We start from the raw sequence: 15,068 nt of genomic DNA, 5'->3' as shown, positions 1-15,068 counted from the left end.
CTTCCCGGTGCCAGTAGGCATCGCAGGCCAGATGCCAACGCAGCGATCTCAGCTCGTTCGCTGAGCGTTTCGGCACGCCCGTTCGCTCATTTCTTCTTGGGAGCCGGCTTAACGTCCGCACGACCGGCAACTATAATAAAATCTTCCCCTCCAATTTCTATCCTAGCAACGGAGGGATCATTCTTTTCTTCGTCGGTTGCCTCGTCCTCCGGGACGATCGTCACTTTTACTGTTATATTTACCCTGCCGCTCCGGCGGCTCTTCTTGGCCATCCAATCCTCCTGCAATGAGGGCCAGTATATATAAGAATAATCTAATAAACATTGCACGACCGCCGGTGGCTGTCAAGACGACGGCTAGGCTGGCGCGACAGATCTGCTTGTTGCGACGTAAGAATACTCAGCGCCCTGCGGTTCTCGGTCGAGTCGACGCTCAACTGCGCGCGGCCTCGGCGGCCCTCAACCTCTCCTCAGCAGTTGCGATCAGGGACTGATACCGCGGATGGCGGTGCAGGGGGTCGAGGTCGTTGTCATTCTTGACCCAATTGACGAATTGGGCGGGTATCCTGCCGATGCAGGATTCCAATAGATCGAAAGCCTCATCCAACTGCCCGACTTGAGCCATGGCGCAGGCTACATTGTACTGTTCCAGCGTGTCGTCGGGATCGACGACGATGAGCGCGCGGAAAATCCACTCCCTGGCACGCTCGACCTCCCCCAGGTAAGCCAATGCGAGAGCGCCGCTCCCCACCGCATGAGCGTTGTCGGGGCGTACCGCGATCTCCATTTCGGCGCGTTCCACCGACTGCCGCGCCGCAGTGAGGCTTTCGTTATGCCGGCCGAGCGCCCGGCAGCTCTGGGCTACAAAGCCGGGGGAAACATAGTCCGTATCGAGAAGCTCAGCAGCTCGCTCGAAATGCCAAATCGCCGCTTCATGATCACCGAATCGTATGTGAGTGCGGCCGAAACAGTAGCGGACGTCATAGGAGTCCGGATCGAGCCGCAGCGACTCCTCATGCTCCGCGATAGCCTCCTCGTAGCGGCCGAGCTCGCCCAGGATACGCCCCTTGGCGGCGTGGGCCTCGGCCAATGTCGGATCCAGCGAAAGGGCCCTCTCAGCGGCTGACATGCCCGAGTCCTGCGACATTCCAGCGAGATACCGATCCGCTTGGTAAAGCGCGAGCATGGCCCAGGCCTGGGCGTAGTTGGGGTCGAGTTCCACGGCACGCCGACAGAATCGGAGAGCTATTTCCACCTGCCGCGGCCCATGCTGCAGGTAATGCCGGCCCAGCAGATAGAACTGGTAGGCGCGGGGATCATTGGTCGCGCGGTGTTCGATCGCCCGCCTCTCAGCCGGCAACAGCTTGACCTTCAATGCGGCAACAATGGCCTGCGCAATCTGATCCTGCAACGCGAAGATGTCGTTCAGATCGCGGTCGTATCGCTCTGCCCAGATATGATCGCCTCTGGCTCCATCAATCAGCTGCGCGGCAATGCGCACCCGCCCACCGGCCTTGCGGACGCTGCCCTCGACAACGTGAGTAACCTCCAACTGCCTCGCAAGTTGCCCCACATCGACGGCTTTGCCCTTGAAAGTGAAAGCGGTATTTCGGGCGGTGACGGAGAGCGTGGAAACCTTGGACAGGTCGATGATGATGTCCTCCGTAATGCCATCGCTGAAATACTCCTGCTCGGCATCGCCGCTCATGTTGATGAAAGGCAGGACGCAAATCGCAGGCCGCACCGGTCTGGCGCTCGAACGCTCCGCTCTGGGATTTTGTGCTCCACTCGCCTCGACAAGGCTCACCCCGAAAACCCGGATGGGGCGTTCGCCGTCCTTGACGACGTGCTCTCCGAAGTCCCCGAACGTCACGGCGAGCCTTCCCGCTATGTGGTCGCGGACAGTCTGGGAAACGACGACGCTTCCAGGGCTGGCCAACGTCTGGAGCCGGGCAGCCACGTTGACACCCTCGCCGTAAAGGTCGTCCCCGTCGACGATCAGATCGCCCAGATTGACCCCGATCCGGAAGCGTATCCGCTGGGATTCCTCCAGATCGGACTGGCACTCGGCGGTTGCCCGCTGGATACTCAGGGCGCAACTCACAGCCGCAACGACGCTCGCGAACTCTACGAGCAAACCGTCGCCCATCAGCTTGACGACCCGCCCCCCGTGTTTCTGGATCTCGGGCAGGACAAGCGTGCTGCGATTGTTTCGCAAGCGCTCAAGGGTTCCTGCTTCATCAAGCTCCATCAGTCGGCTGTAGCCGACCACATCGGCGCTCAGAATCGCTGCAAGCCGGCGTTGGACGCTTTTTCCTACCATGTGATGCCTCTGTTCCTGGAGGCCAGACTGGATTGTATGGACGGTCGGGTCAGGAGTCTATCCGAACGGAAGGTGTACTGCCTCAAGTTCGTCTGCGGCGGGATCGGGCACTGAGTCTCAAAGGCGGACCACACCTAGGAAACAGACGTCGCCTATAGTGCCAAACAGGCCCCCAGACAGTTCTCTCTTTTGTTCGGGTGCACGCTTCGGAAGAATATTTCAACTCAATAGGTTGAAAACTTGGCGCGCCCGAAGAGATTCGAACTCCTGACCCCCAGATTCGTAGTCTGGTGCTCTATCCAGCTGAGCTACGGGCGCGCAACAGGCCATGGTTTGAATGGCCCGCGATCCGATCCTTGACGACCGGCCGCGATGTGACGTGTTCCCTAGCGACTGAATTTCCGAAAAGCAAGCCGATCCGGCAAAAGTTTTGCTGTTGTGCCTTGACGGGGACCGGGCGGGCGAGGATCAGGCGGGACGGCGCAGGCCGTTGCGGGCCTGGTCGAGCCGGACCGGCTGGTCGGGAATGGTGACCGCGAATGTGGTGCGGCCGCCTCTGCTTTCGACGAGCTCCACCGTGCCGCCATGAGCGCGGATCAGTTCATGGGCGATGGCCAGGCCAAGGCCGGTGCCACCGCTGCGGGCCGAGCCGCGGAACGCCGCGAACAGGTTCTCGCGCGCCTTCGGCGGCAGGCCGGGGCCGGTGTCGGTGACGGTGATGCGGCTGACGCTGCCGACGCGCTCGGCCGACACCTCCAACCGACGCACCACCGCGCTTTCCGCGTCCGCCGCCATCGCCTGGACGGCGTTGCGGCAAAGATTGGTGAGCACGCGAAAAAGCTGATCGGAATCGGCATCGACCTCGAAAGCCAGTTCGACGGCATTGACGAATTCTATGCCGCCTTCGGTGTCGAGCAGGCCGTGGACGTCATCGACCAGCTGGCGCAGCCTGAGCCTGCGGCGCGAGGGCGGCGGCTCCTGGGTGCGGCCATAGGCAAGCACACCTTCCGAATAGGATACGGCACGATCGAGCGCGCGCAGCAGTTTTGGCGCGAAGGCCTGCACGGTCGGGTCCTTGACCTGGCGCAGACGGTCCGACATCAGCTGCGCCGACGCCAAGATATTGCGCATGTCATGGTTGATCTTCGATACCGCGAGGCCAAGGTCGGCGAGATGCTTCTGCTCGGAGAGCATCTTTTGCAGCCGCTCCTGCATCTGCGAGAGCTCGCGCTCCGCAACGCCGATTTCGTCGGCGCGGGCAGCAGGGCGGATGATCCGCCCGGGGTCGTCGGGAGCCTCGGAGAAGGCCAGCATCGAGCGCGTCATCGTCCGGATCGGGCCGATCATGATCAGGTCTATGGCGGCATAGACCAGCATGGCGGTGAACAGCGAGATCAGCAGCGAGACGAAGGCGACGTTGCGCGAATAGATGAGCATGGCATTGCGCAGGCTGTAGTCGGGCATGATCAGCTCGAATTCCTTGTCGCTGTCGCCGACCGGCCCGAAAACGCGCAGCATCCGCTCGCCGCCGAACAACAGCGTGTCCAGGGCGCCGGTCATGCCCTCGATCAGGCCGACATTGGCAATGTCGATATGCTCGTCGACGTGCGGCGGCATCTCAGCCACCACCAGAAGCCGCGAGACACCGCCGTCGCGCACGGCGATCGCCTTGGCGCCGATCGCCATCAGCACATCGTTCTGGGCAGCGCGCGACAGGGAGGCGGGCTCTCCCTGCACCAGCACGATCGAGACGGCCGCGGCGGTGCTCAGCCTCTCTTTCAGCCAGCTCAGCCGGTAGCTGGCGATCCAGGGCAGAAAGATGAGGACCTCGGCCAGGAGCACGAAGACGATGGTGAGCAGCAGGAGCTTTGTCGACAATCCACGCGACAACGGCACCCTGCGGGCGGCTGCGGTCGCCCGATCGGTGCTTTCGTCCGCGGATGGGATTTCACTCATGCTGCTTTTTCTTCACGATCACTTGATCGGCCAAGATTAGGCTATTGCGGCTTTTTTGCCAATTTCATCCTTCGTCCCAATGAGGGATAAGACCGCCCAGACCTCGGCCACACGCCAGCCGTTGGCCCGAGACGCCGGAATGTCGGGGCCGGTGTCGGCCCCGGATTGACTTCCAAAACCCTTCTTTCTATAAGCCCGCTCACGCTCGGGCCATTCGTCCCGGCGCGGTTTCGATCGCGCCAAAGCCGGCCGGGCAAAGCTCCTGTTACAGAGTGACAGAATCAAGAAGGGCCGCACCCCGCGGTATTAAAACAAATGAAGCGTACCTACCAACCGTCCAAACTCGTCCGCAAACGCCGGCACGGTTTTCGTGCCCGCATGGCCACCAAGGGTGGTCGTGGCGTCGTCGCAGCCCGCCGCAACCGCGGCCGCAAGCGGCTCAGCGCCTGAACGGAAGACGAGATCGTTGCCCGCAACCGGCAAGCCAGTGGGAGCACATCCCAAGCGGCTTCTGAAGCGCGCGGAATTCCTGGCCGTCCGGCGTGGCGAAAAGCGCCGCGGGCGGCTTTTTCTCGTCGAGGTTCTCGACCGCAGCGACGCAGAGGCGCCTCGCGTCGGCTACACGGTCACCAAGAAGGTCGGCAACGCAGTCGTCCGCAACCGCATCCGCCGGCGGCTGAGAGAAGCCGTGCGCACGCATGCCGCGGGTGACATGAAGCCAGGCAATGACTATGTCATCGTCGGGCGCGAAGATGTGCTTGCCATTCCGTTCGGCCAGTTGAAGGCCGAACTCTCACGCCGACTGCGCGGAACACGATAGGCCAAGGCTTTCGATGGAAAACAACCGGAACTTCTTCATCACCATCGCGCTGTCGGTGCTGATCCTGTCGCTTTGGCAGTATTTTTACGTGCTGCCGCACAGCGAGGCGCAACGCGAGGCGGCCCGTATCGAAGAGCAGCGGCTAGCGGAGCAGAAGAAGGCGGCCGAAGCCGCCAGTCCGGGCGGCAGCGACACGCCGGTGCCGCAGCAAGGCGCCATTCCCAATGCACCCAATGCACCTGGAACTGACGGCACGACGCTGGCCAGCCGCGAGCAGGCGCTGGCGTCGACGAAGCGCGTCAGGATCGACACGCCGAGCCTGGAGGGCTCGATCAATCTCGCCGGCGCCCGTCTCGACGACCTCAAGCTCAAGCACTACAGGCTGACGGTCGACAAGAACTCGCCCGAGATCGAACTGCTCAACCCGGCAGCGCTGCCTACGGGCTACTATGCCGAGATCGGCTTTATCGGCAGCGACAAGACCGGCACGGTGCCGGGCCCGGAAACCGTGTGGACCGTCGACGGCAATGCGACGCTGACGCCGGCGACCCCGGTCACACTGAGCTTCACCAACGACAAGGGCCTGACCTTCAAGCGCACCTTCTCCGTCGACGGCGACTACATGTTCACGGTGTCGGACACGGTGCAGAATTCGGGGTCGGCCGCCGTTACCCTGTCGAATTACGGCCGTGTCACCCGCTTCGACAAGCCTGCCGTTGCCAGCATCTATGTGCTGCATGAGGGGCTGATCGGCGTCACCGGCACGGAAGGCCTGCAGGAACACACATATTCGTCGATCGAGGAGGACAAGCAGTTCACGCCGAGCAAGTCGACCGATGGCTGGCTGGGCATCACCGACAAATACTGGGCGGTGACGCTGGTGCCGACCGAGAAGCAGCAGTTCCAGCCGCGTTACGCCTATTTCGAGGACGGCCGCCCGCGCTACCAGGCCGACTTCCTCACCGACCCGATCACCGTCGATGCCGGTCAGTCGGCGACAGTCGAGAGCGAAATCTTCGCCGGCGCCAAGGAAGTGGCCAAGGTCAACGCCTATGCGGAAGACCGCAACATCAGGCTGTTCGACCGTTTGATCGACTGGGGATGGTTCATCTGGATCACCAAGCCGATGTTCTATCTGATCGACACGATGTACAAATTCTTCGGCAATTTCGGCCTGGCCATCCTGGCCACCACCGTCGTCGTCAAGGCCGCCTTCTATCCGCTCGCCAACAAGTCCTACGCGTCGATGGCGAACATGAAGAAGGTGCAGCCCAAGATGCTCGAGATCCGCGAGAAATACGCGGACGACAAGATGAAGCAGCAACAGGCGATGATGGAGCTCTACAAGACCGAGAAGATCAATCCGCTCGCCGGCTGCTGGCCGGTGGCGCTGCAGATCCCGGTCTTCTTTGCGCTCTACAAGGTGCTCTACATCACCATCGAGATGCGGCACGCACCGTTCTTCGGCTGGATCCAGGATCTGGCGGCGCCCGATCCGACCTCGATCTTCAACCTGTTCGGCCTCATTCCGATCGCTCTGCCGGACATGTTGATGATCGGCGTTTGGCCGCTGATCATGGGCCTGACCATGTTCCTGCAGATGCGCATGAACCCGACGCCGCCGGACCCGACGCAGGCCATGATCTTCACCTGGATGCCGGTGGTCTTCACGTTCATGATGGCGGGTTTTCCGGCCGGCCTCGTCATCTACTGGGCCTGGAACAATCTGCTTTCGATCATCCAGCAAGGCGTGATCATGAAGCGGCAGGGCGCCAAGATCGAATTGTGGGACAATCTGGTCGCGCTGTTCCGGAAGAAACCGTCGCCGGCGGAATAGCCGGCGCTGCCTTTCTGCCGAATCCAGGAAGCCCCGGCGCGGCGGTAGACGCCGCCGCGACCTATAAGCTCCGCTGTCGTTTCAGGAGCGCTGCGTCGATGAACAGGTAAGGATGATCCGCTGCGCACGCGGTTGGTGCTGCCGGGCGCATCGCACTATTTTGACCTGTTGTTTCGTCGATGGAGCCAGACCATGATCGGACCCAACCCCAACATCAAGCACCCGATCCCGATGCATAGCCGCGCCGGCTTCCTGAAGGGGCTGGTCACCGCGCCGAACATCGAGATCGGCGACTTCACCTATTATGACGATCCGGACGGGCCGGACAAATTCGCCGAGCGATGCGTGCTGCATCACTATCCATTCCTCGGCGACCGGCTGATCATCGGCAAGTTCTGCGCCATCGCCGAGGGCGCGCGCTTCATCATGAACGGCGCCAATCATGCCATGTCCGGCTTTTCGACCTATCCGTTCAACATCTTCGGTCATGGCTGGGAAGAGGGTTTCGATCCGGCGACCTGGTCGAAGGAATTGCGCGGCGACACAGTGATCGGCAATGATGTATGGATCGGCATGGAAGCGGCGATCCTGCCCGGCGTGGCGATCGGCGATGGCGCCATCGTTGCGGCAAAGTCGGTGGTGACGCATGACGTGGCGCCCTATGCGATCGTCGCCGGCAATGCGGCCAAGGTGGTGAAGATGCGTTTCGACGACAGGACCATCCGGCGGCTTTTGGCGGCGGCGTGGTGGGATTGGCCGGTGGAAAAGATCAGCCGCAACCTCAATGCCATTCGTGGCGCCGATATTTCTGTTCTGGAGGCAGCGGTTTGAACGCGTTTAACAAGTCCGTGATCGGCATCGAGCTGTTCACGCGGCCGTGGATCTTTATCCGCGGCGTGCCGGCGATGAAGTTCCTGCCGCCGGAAGGACCGCCGGAGATCGCCTTTGCCGGCCGCTCGAATGTCGGCAAATCGTCGCTGATCAACGCGCTGGTCAATCAGAAGGGACTGGCGCGCACGTCCAATACGCCAGGGCGGACGCAGGAACTCAACTATTTCGTTCCGGGCGGGTTTTCCGGCGAAGGCGCCGACCTGCCGCCGATGGCGCTGGTCGACATGCCGGGCTACGGCTACGCCACCGCGCCCAAGGAAAAGGTCGACGACTGGACGAAACTCGTCTTCGACTATCTCAAGGGCCGCGTCACGCTGAAGCGCGTCTACGTGCTGATCGACGCCCGCCACGGCATCAAGGCCAAGGACGACGAAGTGCTGTCGCTGCTCGACAAGGCGGCGGTGTCCTATCAGATCGTGCTGACCAAGACCGACAAGATCAAGGCGGCCGGCGTGCCGCGATTGATCGAAGAGACACTGCAGAAGATCAAGAAGCGGCCGGCCGCGTTTCCGTTCGTCCTCGCCACGTCGTCGGAAAAGAACGAGGGACTCGAGGAATTGCGCGCGGCGATCGTGCTAGCGGCCAATGGCGGCTAGAGCGGGATGCGTTCAAATTGAACTGGCATCCCGCTCTATCTATTTGTTTTTAGCCGCATTTCTGCGACGCCAAGTGATTCCACTTGGCTGCAAAATGCTCTAGGACTTTGCCTCCAGGGCGATCGTCTGGGTGCTTTCTTCCGTGACAAGCCTTTCGGTGCCGTAAGCCTTCAGGAACATGCCGACGCCCGACCTGACGATGTGGTCGATTTCATCCTGGCTCGGGGCTTTGGTGCGGTAGGCGAATATGCACTGACGGAAAAGACCCGCCAGGCACAGTTCGGTGAACTGATAGGCGGCAAGATCGACATCGTCGATCTCGAGCAGGCCGCGCTCGATGGCGGCGTTGAGAAAAGCAACGACCTTGTCGTGGCCGCGTTTCGGGCCGCGTTCGTAAAAACGCGCACCAAGTTCGGGCATCCTGTCGGACGCGCCGATCACGGTGCGCTGCGCCTGGACCACCTTGGCCGAGGTGATCTTGAGGGACAGCACCTTGCCGAACTTCACCAGCGTCTCGCGAAGGTCGTCGGCGCGGTCGAGCAGATCGTACATATTCTTGAAGATCGTGCCGCGCTCTTCCTCGATCAGCGCCTCGAACAGCTCTTCCTTGTTGGCGAAGTAGACATAGATCGTGCCCTTGGAAACGCCGGCCTCACGGGTGATGTCGTTCATCGACGCCGCTTCGAAGCCCTTGTCGATGAAGACACGACGTGCGCCCTCGATGATCTGGCTGCGCTTGACCGGGTCCTGTCCCGCCGCCGGGCGGCCGCGACGCAGGCCATCCAGCGGATCGCACTGGTCCTTGTCGGGCTCGGTCATAACGTCACACCTCGAAAAAAATTCGAACCGATCGGTTCGATCATCCTTGATATGGGCCTCTCACCGCGCTAAGTCAACGTCAACATCGAACCGAACGGTTCAGTCTGATGCCCGGTTTCTAGCGATGCCAAGAGAGATGCCATGTCCTCGAACGCGACCCCAACCGCCGAAGTCCGTCCCTTCCCCAACGCCAAGGTTGCGCCGGCAATCGAAGCGCCGAACCCACCGACCGAGCCCGCAACAAGCCCTCCGGCCGAGGCGCCGGCCAAAAAGAAACGCTCGGCACGCTCCTTTCTGTTGCCGATCATTGCGCTTGGCTTGCTGGGCGCAGGCGCCTGGTATGGCTATGATTACTGGACCGACGGGCGTTTCATGATCTCCACCGACGACGCCTATGTGCAGGCCGACATGGCGTTCATTTCGCCGAAAATTTCCGGCTATGTCGATCAGGTCAAGGTGACCGAGAACCAGCAGGTCAAGGCCGGCGACCCGCTGCTGGTCGTCGACAATGGCGACTACAAAATAGCGGTCGCCCAGGCCGAGGCGCAGATCGCCACCTTGAGCAAGACGCTCGATCGTATCGACGCCCAGACCGAGGCGGCGCGCGCCTCGCTCGAGCAGGCGCAGGCGCAGAAGACCGCCGACCAGGCCGCCGCCGCCAATGCGGCGCGTGTCCAAGCGCGCGCCGCCCAATTGCTCAAGACACATGTCGGCACCCAGGCCCAACTGGACGATGCCCAGACCGCGGTCGAGCAGGCCAATGCCGCCCTTGTCGGTGCCGACGCCCAGATCGCGGCGGCTGAGGCCAATATCGGTGTGCTCCAAGCGCAGCGCGCGGAGACGGCAAGCACGCTGGCGTCGCTGCAGCTTGCCAGGGACAAGGCCGCACGCGACCTGTCCTTCACCGTGCTGCGCGCGCCCTATGACGGTGTCGTCGGCAACCGCTCGGTCGAGCAGGGCGACCTGATCAGCCCCGGACAGAAGCTCGCCGTCATCGTGCCGATGGACAAGCTCTATATCGTCGCCAATTTCAAGGAGACCCAGCTTGCCCGGCTGGTGCCTGGTGAAAAGGTCAGGATTTCGGTCGACGCGATCGACGGCCAGGATTTCGAAGGCACCGTCTCGTCGCTGGCGCCGGCATCCGGCGCGGTGTTCTCGCTGCTGCCGCCGGAAAACGCCACCGGCAACTTCACCAAGGTCGTGCAGCGCGTCCCGGTTCGCATCGACGTGCCGGCGGATGTGCTGAAGACAGGCAAGCTGCGCGCCGGCCTCAGCGTCGTCGTCGCCGTCGACAGCCGCACCGCACCTTCGGCGTCGAACTGAGCGGCCGCTTGGGAGCAATGCCGTGGCAACCGCAACCTCGACAGCAGGATCGCCGCCGGCGAGGCCGGCTACGCCTGATACCATTCCCACACGCCGCATCATCGCCTTCCTGGCGATGGTGTTCGGCATGTTCATGGCGATCCTCGACATCCAGATCGTTTCGGCCTCGCTGGCCGAGATTCAGGCCGGCTTGAGCGCCAGCTCCGACGAAATTCCGTGGGTGCAGACCGCCTATCTCATCGCCGAAGTCATCATGATCCCGCTGTCCGGTTTTCTCAGCCGGATGCTGTCGACGCGTGTGCTGTTCACCGTCTCCGCGGCCGGCTTCACCGCCGCGAGCGCGCTGGCGGCGACCGCCACCAACATCGACCAGATGATCGTCTACCGCGCCGTCCAGGGTTTTATCGGCGGCGGCATGATCCCAAGCGTGTTCGCTGCCGCGTTCACCATCTTCCCGCCGTCGCGCCGTGCCATGGTGTCGCCGATGATCGGCCTGGTGGCGACGCTGGCGCCGACCATCGGCCCGACTGTCGGCGGCTATATCAGCCATGCCATGTCCTGGCACTGGCTGTTCCTGATCAATGTGGTGCCCGGCATCATGGTGACCGCAGCCGCATGGTCGCTGATCGACTTCGACAAGCCCAATCTCAGCCTGTTCCGCAAGTTCGACTGGTGGGGCCTCGCCGGCATGGCGGCTTTCCTCGGCTCGCTGGAATTTGTGCTCGAGGAAGGTCCCAACAACGACTGGCTTCAGGACCAGGCCGTGTTCATCTGCGCCATCCTGATGACGGCCGGCGCGGTGCTGTTCTTCTGGCGCGCCTTCACTGCCGAGGAGCCGATCGTCGACCTGAAGGCCTTCGCCAACGTCAACTTCGCTTTCGGCTCGCTGTTCTCCTTCGTCATCGGCATCGGCCTCTACGGCCTGACCTATCTCTATCCGGTGTATCTGGGGCGCATCCGCGGCTACGACTCCCTGATGATCGGCGAGGCGCTGTTCGTCAGCGGCCTGGCGATGTTCGTCACAGCGCCGATTTCCGGCATCCTGTCGCGCAAGATGGATCCGCGGCTGATGATGATGATCGGCTTCTTCGGCTTCGCTGCCGGCACCTGGCGGATGACCTATCTGACCGCAGACTGGGATTTCTGGGAGCTTTTGCTACCGCAGATCCTGCGCGGCGCCTCGATGATGCTGTGCATGGTGCCGATCAACAACATCGCGCTTGGAACGCTGCCGCCTGACCGGCTTAAGAATGCATCCGGTCTATTCAACCTCACCCGCAATCTCGGTGGCGCCGTCGGCCTTGCCGTCATCAACACCGTGCTGATCGATCGCAGCGCCTTCCACTACGCAAGGCTGGCCGAGCATGTGCAATGGGGCAGCGCCGAGACGCAGACCAGGCTGCAGAACATGACGCTCGACTTCCAGCAGAATGCCGGCCTCGACGCCTCCAAGGCGGCGATCTCCAAACTGTCCGGCATGGTCCAGCAGCAGGCTTCGCTGCTGTCCTTCATGGACGTGTTCTATCTGTTGACGGCGCTGTTCGCCACGCTGGCGATCTTCACCATGGTCATCCGCAAGCCGGCCGAGCCGGCGGGCGGAGGCGGCGGACACTGACCGCGCAATTTTGCGCCCCCAAAGGACGCGGCGCTCTCATGCATGTCGCGCAAAAGTGCGCAGCGGTTTTGCGATATGCATAAGACAACAACCTAAAGCGCGTCGCGTGAGGCCGGTCAAACGCGAGCGCTTTAGGTCAGGCCGTGGCCGGCTTGAAGGTCAAGGCGACGCCGTTGATGCAATGACGCAGGCCAGTCGGCGGCGGGCCGTCGTCGAAGACATGGCCGAGATGACCGCCGCAACGGCGGCAGTGGACCTCGGTCCGGGTCATGCCCAGCGACCTGTCCACGGTCATGCCGATGGCGTTGGGAATCTCCTGCCAGAAGCTCGGCCAGCCGGTGCCGGAATCGAACTTGGTTTCGGAGGAATAGAGCGGCAGGTCGCAGCCGGCGCAGGCGAAGATGCCCTTGCGATGTTCATTGAGCAGCGGGCTGGTGCCGGGATATTCGGTGCCTTCCCTGCGCAGCACGTTGAAAGCCGCGTCGGACAGGATGGCGCGCCACTCGCCCTCGGTCTTGGTGACTTCGAAGGTTTCGGTCGCGTGTGCGTCCTGCGGCCTGCCGATGCGCAGCGCTGCTGCCGTGCCTGCCAGCAATGCCACAGCAGCACCACCCCAAAGAAAGTCGCGCCGGATCATCACCATTCCTCCTTCTGTCCGTTTGCCAAATTCGACCGTCACATGGAAATCAAAAGCCTGTGACGGCCAGCTCCCGACAACGGGCACTCCGCACCTGCCTGGAGCGGACGGTGCGGAGTGTACGCCTGTCGATTGCGCGGGTCACGCAAGCGGAAATCCGCGCAGTCGGGCATGGAGCCTCAGCCATATGTTCGCTGGCGACTCCCGCTTCGTTACATCTTCGGCAGGAGAACCTTGTCGATGACGTGGATGACGCCGTTCGACTGCTCGACATCGGCGACGGTCACATTGGCGACATTGCCGTTCTCGTCGGTCGCGGTGACCTTGCCGTTTTCGGCCTTGAGCGACACCTCGCAGCCGCCAACCGTCTTGACCCTGTGCGCGCCACCATCGTCCATGGCCATCTTGGCAACGTCGGCGGCCATCGCCTTGGCACCGATGACGTGGCAGGTCAGGATCTTGACCAGCTTGTCCTTGTTTTCGGGCTTGAGCAATGTATCGACGGTGCCGGCCGGAAGGGCGGCAAAGGCCTCGTTGGTCGGCGCGAACACGGTGAAGGGACCGGCACTCTGCAGCGTGTCGACGAGACCGCCGGCCTTGACGGCCGCGACCAGCGTCGTGTGATCCTTCGAATTGACGGCGTTCTCGACGATGTTCCTGGTGGCATACATGGCGGCGCCGCCGACCATCGGATTTTCGGCATAGGCGGCGGTGGCAAGCGCGGAGACGGCGACCGTTCCGGCAAGCAAAATGGTGGCGAACTTACGCATTATTTCTATCTCCTCAGTTTATTTCTTTCCCTCTTTGGGACGCAAGGAGATACGGGGGGATAAATGCCCGAGTTTCGCCCGTTCAGGAGAAAATTTTATTTTTTATAACGGCGAGCATGATTTTCATGGCAGGACTCTTGCAGCCTGCATGCTTCCACGATGAAGTCCCCACAGGCGATAGTCTTAAAATCTTCTCGAAAACCGGCAGACAGGGGATTTGCAGACAGGGGCGATCAGATGCTCTTCAGATCGCCCGCAGCGACCACAGGGCCGGTCGGCTGGCCGGTCGGCGAACCGCCGGTCGGTTCAAGGCTGACCGCAAGCACGGCGCCTTGCGCAAGTTTTTCCTGCACGGCCGGGGAGATGGTCATACGCGCGGTCTGGCCGGCCGGGATGACGCCCATAGAGACCGGCGCATTCTTGCCCTCGATCATCCAAAGCTCGAAATCCTTGCCGGCGGCGCGCTCGCCGGAGACATGCGACAGGCCGACCTCGCGACGGGCGGCATCATAGACGGCGAGGTATCTGACGTCGCTGCCATCGGCAGCCAGCGAGGCGATGAGCCGCGGCGGCTCGGCCGGCGGGTTGAGGTAAGGCTCGGCGATATAGATCGCCAACGCCGCGACGGAAGCGGCTGCAAGACCGCGCCAGAAGGCAAGGCTTGACCAGAGGCCGGCGCGAGGCTCTGCGACGAACAGCCGGCGATCCAATGCCTCCTTGACCCTGATCGGCGGCTCTGTCTCCGGATAGGCGTCGGCCATCGGCGAAAGACGCGCCTCCCAGGCATCGACAAGGTGCGCGAAAGCGGCGTCCGCGTCGACGCGGCGTGACGCAATCTCGCGTTCGTCCGCGGCCAGGACGCCAAGAACGTATTCGGCGGCAAACAGGTCGTCGCCCCCAGATTCCGGTCCGTCATCCTCTGCCAGCGTCATCTTTCAAGACACTCTCTGAGCTTCAACAGGCTGCGCCGCAGCCAGGTTCGCATCGTGTTCAGCGGCACGTCATGGCGCGCCGCCAGTTCGGCATAGCTTTCGCCGTCCAGATAAGCGCCCCGGACGGCCGCCGCCCGGTCCTTTTCCAATTCGTCGAGACAACGATAGATGCGCCCGGATTCACCGCCCGCAACAGCCGCAGCCTCCGGTCCCGGCGCCGGATCGGCGACGTCGAGCGCAGCGTCGATATAGGCGACAGGCTCTCGCCGCGCCCTTATCCGATCGATCGCGTGATTGCGCGCAATGGCCACCAGCCAGGAAATCGGGCTTAGCTCCGAGACGGCGAAACGGTCGGCCTTCGTCCATATCTTGACGAAGACCTCCTGCAGCGCCTCTTCTGCCTCTCCCCGGTCCTTCAATACACGAAGGCAGACGCCGAAAAGTTTCGCGCTGGTCTGCCGGTAGAGCAGATCGAACGCAGCCCGGTCCTTCATCGAAGTCCGGACGATCAGGTCGCTGATGTCCTGCGGCGTCATCGGCTGCCAAATTA

General features: G+C 62.4%; 15 protein-coding genes and 1 tRNA gene. 7 read left to right on the top strand and 9 right to left on the bottom strand.

The window, feature by feature from the left end:
• Window positions 1-86: 86 nt before the first annotated feature.
• The 4 genes from AC0L2K_RS10765 to AC0L2K_RS10750 form a co-directional block, all read right to left on the bottom strand.
• Window positions 87-272: a hypothetical protein gene (locus AC0L2K_RS10765; RefSeq protein ID WP_473531319.1), complete on the bottom strand. Its 186-nt coding sequence runs from the start codon at window positions 270-272 to the stop codon at window positions 87-89.
• A 160-nt stretch (window positions 273-432) separates the two neighbouring features.
• Window positions 433-2,322 (bottom strand): tetratricopeptide repeat protein, encoded by a 1,890-nt coding sequence (locus AC0L2K_RS10760; RefSeq protein ID WP_473531318.1) that lies wholly within the window; start codon window positions 2,320-2,322, stop codon window positions 433-435.
• Window positions 2,323-2,563: 241 nt separating this feature from the next.
• Window positions 2,564-2,640, bottom strand: a tRNA-Arg gene (locus AC0L2K_RS10755).
• Window positions 2,641-2,790: 150 nt separating this feature from the next.
• Window positions 2,791-4,278, bottom strand: coding sequence for an ATP-binding protein (locus AC0L2K_RS10750; protein WP_128244644.1), 1,488 nt, complete (start codon window positions 4,276-4,278; stop codon window positions 2,791-2,793).
• A 315-nt stretch (window positions 4,279-4,593) separates the two neighbouring features.
• Here AC0L2K_RS10750 and rpmH point away from each other — a divergent pair, with 315 nt between their 5' ends.
• From rpmH to yihA, 5 genes are all read left to right on the top strand, one after another.
• Window positions 4,594-4,728, top strand: a complete 135-nt coding sequence (gene rpmH, locus AC0L2K_RS10745) for a 50S ribosomal protein L34 (RefSeq protein ID WP_008833937.1) — start codon at window positions 4,594-4,596, stop codon at window positions 4,726-4,728.
• 16 nt (window positions 4,729-4,744) lie between these two features.
• Window positions 4,745-5,098, top strand: coding sequence for a ribonuclease P protein component (gene rnpA, locus AC0L2K_RS10740; protein ID WP_023801590.1), 354 nt, complete (start codon window positions 4,745-4,747; stop codon window positions 5,096-5,098).
• 13 nt (window positions 5,099-5,111) lie between these two features.
• Window positions 5,112-6,935 carry a membrane protein insertase YidC gene (gene yidC, locus AC0L2K_RS10735; protein WP_023801589.1) on the top strand — a complete coding sequence of 608 codons (1,824 nt, stop codon included), beginning with the start codon at window positions 5,112-5,114 and terminating at the stop codon, window positions 6,933-6,935.
• Window positions 6,936-7,127: 192 nt separating this feature from the next.
• Complete coding sequence (locus tag AC0L2K_RS10730; protein WP_473531317.1) at window positions 7,128-7,766, top strand: CatB-related O-acetyltransferase; 639 nt, start codon at window positions 7,128-7,130, stop codon at window positions 7,764-7,766.
• Window positions 7,763-8,422 (top strand): ribosome biogenesis GTP-binding protein YihA/YsxC, encoded by a 660-nt coding sequence (yihA, locus tag AC0L2K_RS10725; protein ID WP_287173296.1) that lies wholly within the window; start codon window positions 7,763-7,765, stop codon window positions 8,420-8,422. Before AC0L2K_RS10730 ends, yihA begins: the two co-directional genes overlap by 4 nt.
• A 99-nt stretch (window positions 8,423-8,521) precedes the next feature.
• Here yihA and AC0L2K_RS10720 read toward each other — a convergent pair whose 3' ends face one another.
• Window positions 8,522-9,241 (bottom strand): TetR/AcrR family transcriptional regulator, encoded by a 720-nt coding sequence (locus AC0L2K_RS10720; RefSeq protein WP_287173293.1) that lies wholly within the window; start codon window positions 9,239-9,241, stop codon window positions 8,522-8,524.
• Window positions 9,242-9,382: 141 nt separating this feature from the next.
• Between AC0L2K_RS10720 and AC0L2K_RS10715 the strand changes: the two genes are divergently transcribed.
• Both AC0L2K_RS10715 and AC0L2K_RS10710 read left to right on the top strand, forming a co-directional pair.
• Window positions 9,383-10,564: an HlyD family secretion protein gene (locus AC0L2K_RS10715; RefSeq protein WP_128175782.1), complete on the top strand. Its 1,182-nt coding sequence runs from the start codon at window positions 9,383-9,385 to the stop codon at window positions 10,562-10,564.
• An 82-nt stretch (window positions 10,565-10,646) separates the two neighbouring features.
• Complete coding sequence (locus tag AC0L2K_RS10710; protein WP_473531430.1) at window positions 10,647-12,179, top strand: DHA2 family efflux MFS transporter permease subunit; 1,533 nt, start codon at window positions 10,647-10,649, stop codon at window positions 12,177-12,179.
• A gap of 136 nt (window positions 12,180-12,315) precedes the next feature.
• On the opposite strand, the gene msrB is transcribed toward AC0L2K_RS10710, so the two are convergent.
• The 4 genes from msrB to AC0L2K_RS10690 all read right to left on the bottom strand — a co-directional run bounded on the left by msrB (window position 12,316) and on the right by AC0L2K_RS10690 (window position 15,054).
• On the bottom strand, window positions 12,316-12,816 hold the full coding sequence (gene msrB / locus AC0L2K_RS10705; protein WP_473531316.1) for a peptide-methionine (R)-S-oxide reductase MsrB: 501 nt from the start codon (window positions 12,814-12,816) through the stop codon (window positions 12,316-12,318).
• Between the two features lie 212 nt (window positions 12,817-13,028).
• Entirely contained in the window at window positions 13,029-13,586 is a 558-nt protein-coding gene (locus AC0L2K_RS10700) for a fasciclin domain-containing protein (protein WP_473531315.1), read from the bottom strand.
• Window positions 13,587-13,819: 233 nt separating this feature from the next.
• A complete protein-coding gene (locus AC0L2K_RS10695; protein WP_473531314.1) occupies window positions 13,820-14,518 on the bottom strand; it encodes an anti-sigma factor in 699 nt (232 codons plus the stop codon).
• A complete protein-coding gene (locus AC0L2K_RS10690; protein WP_128175774.1) occupies window positions 14,515-15,054 on the bottom strand; it encodes a sigma-70 family RNA polymerase sigma factor in 540 nt (179 codons plus the stop codon). Before AC0L2K_RS10690 ends, AC0L2K_RS10695 begins: the two co-directional genes overlap by 4 nt.
• Window positions 15,055-15,068: the final 14 nt, after the last annotated feature.

This window comes from Mesorhizobium sp. WSM4817, assembly GCF_055811135.1.
This window is presented reverse-complemented; position numbering and strand designations above follow the sequence as displayed.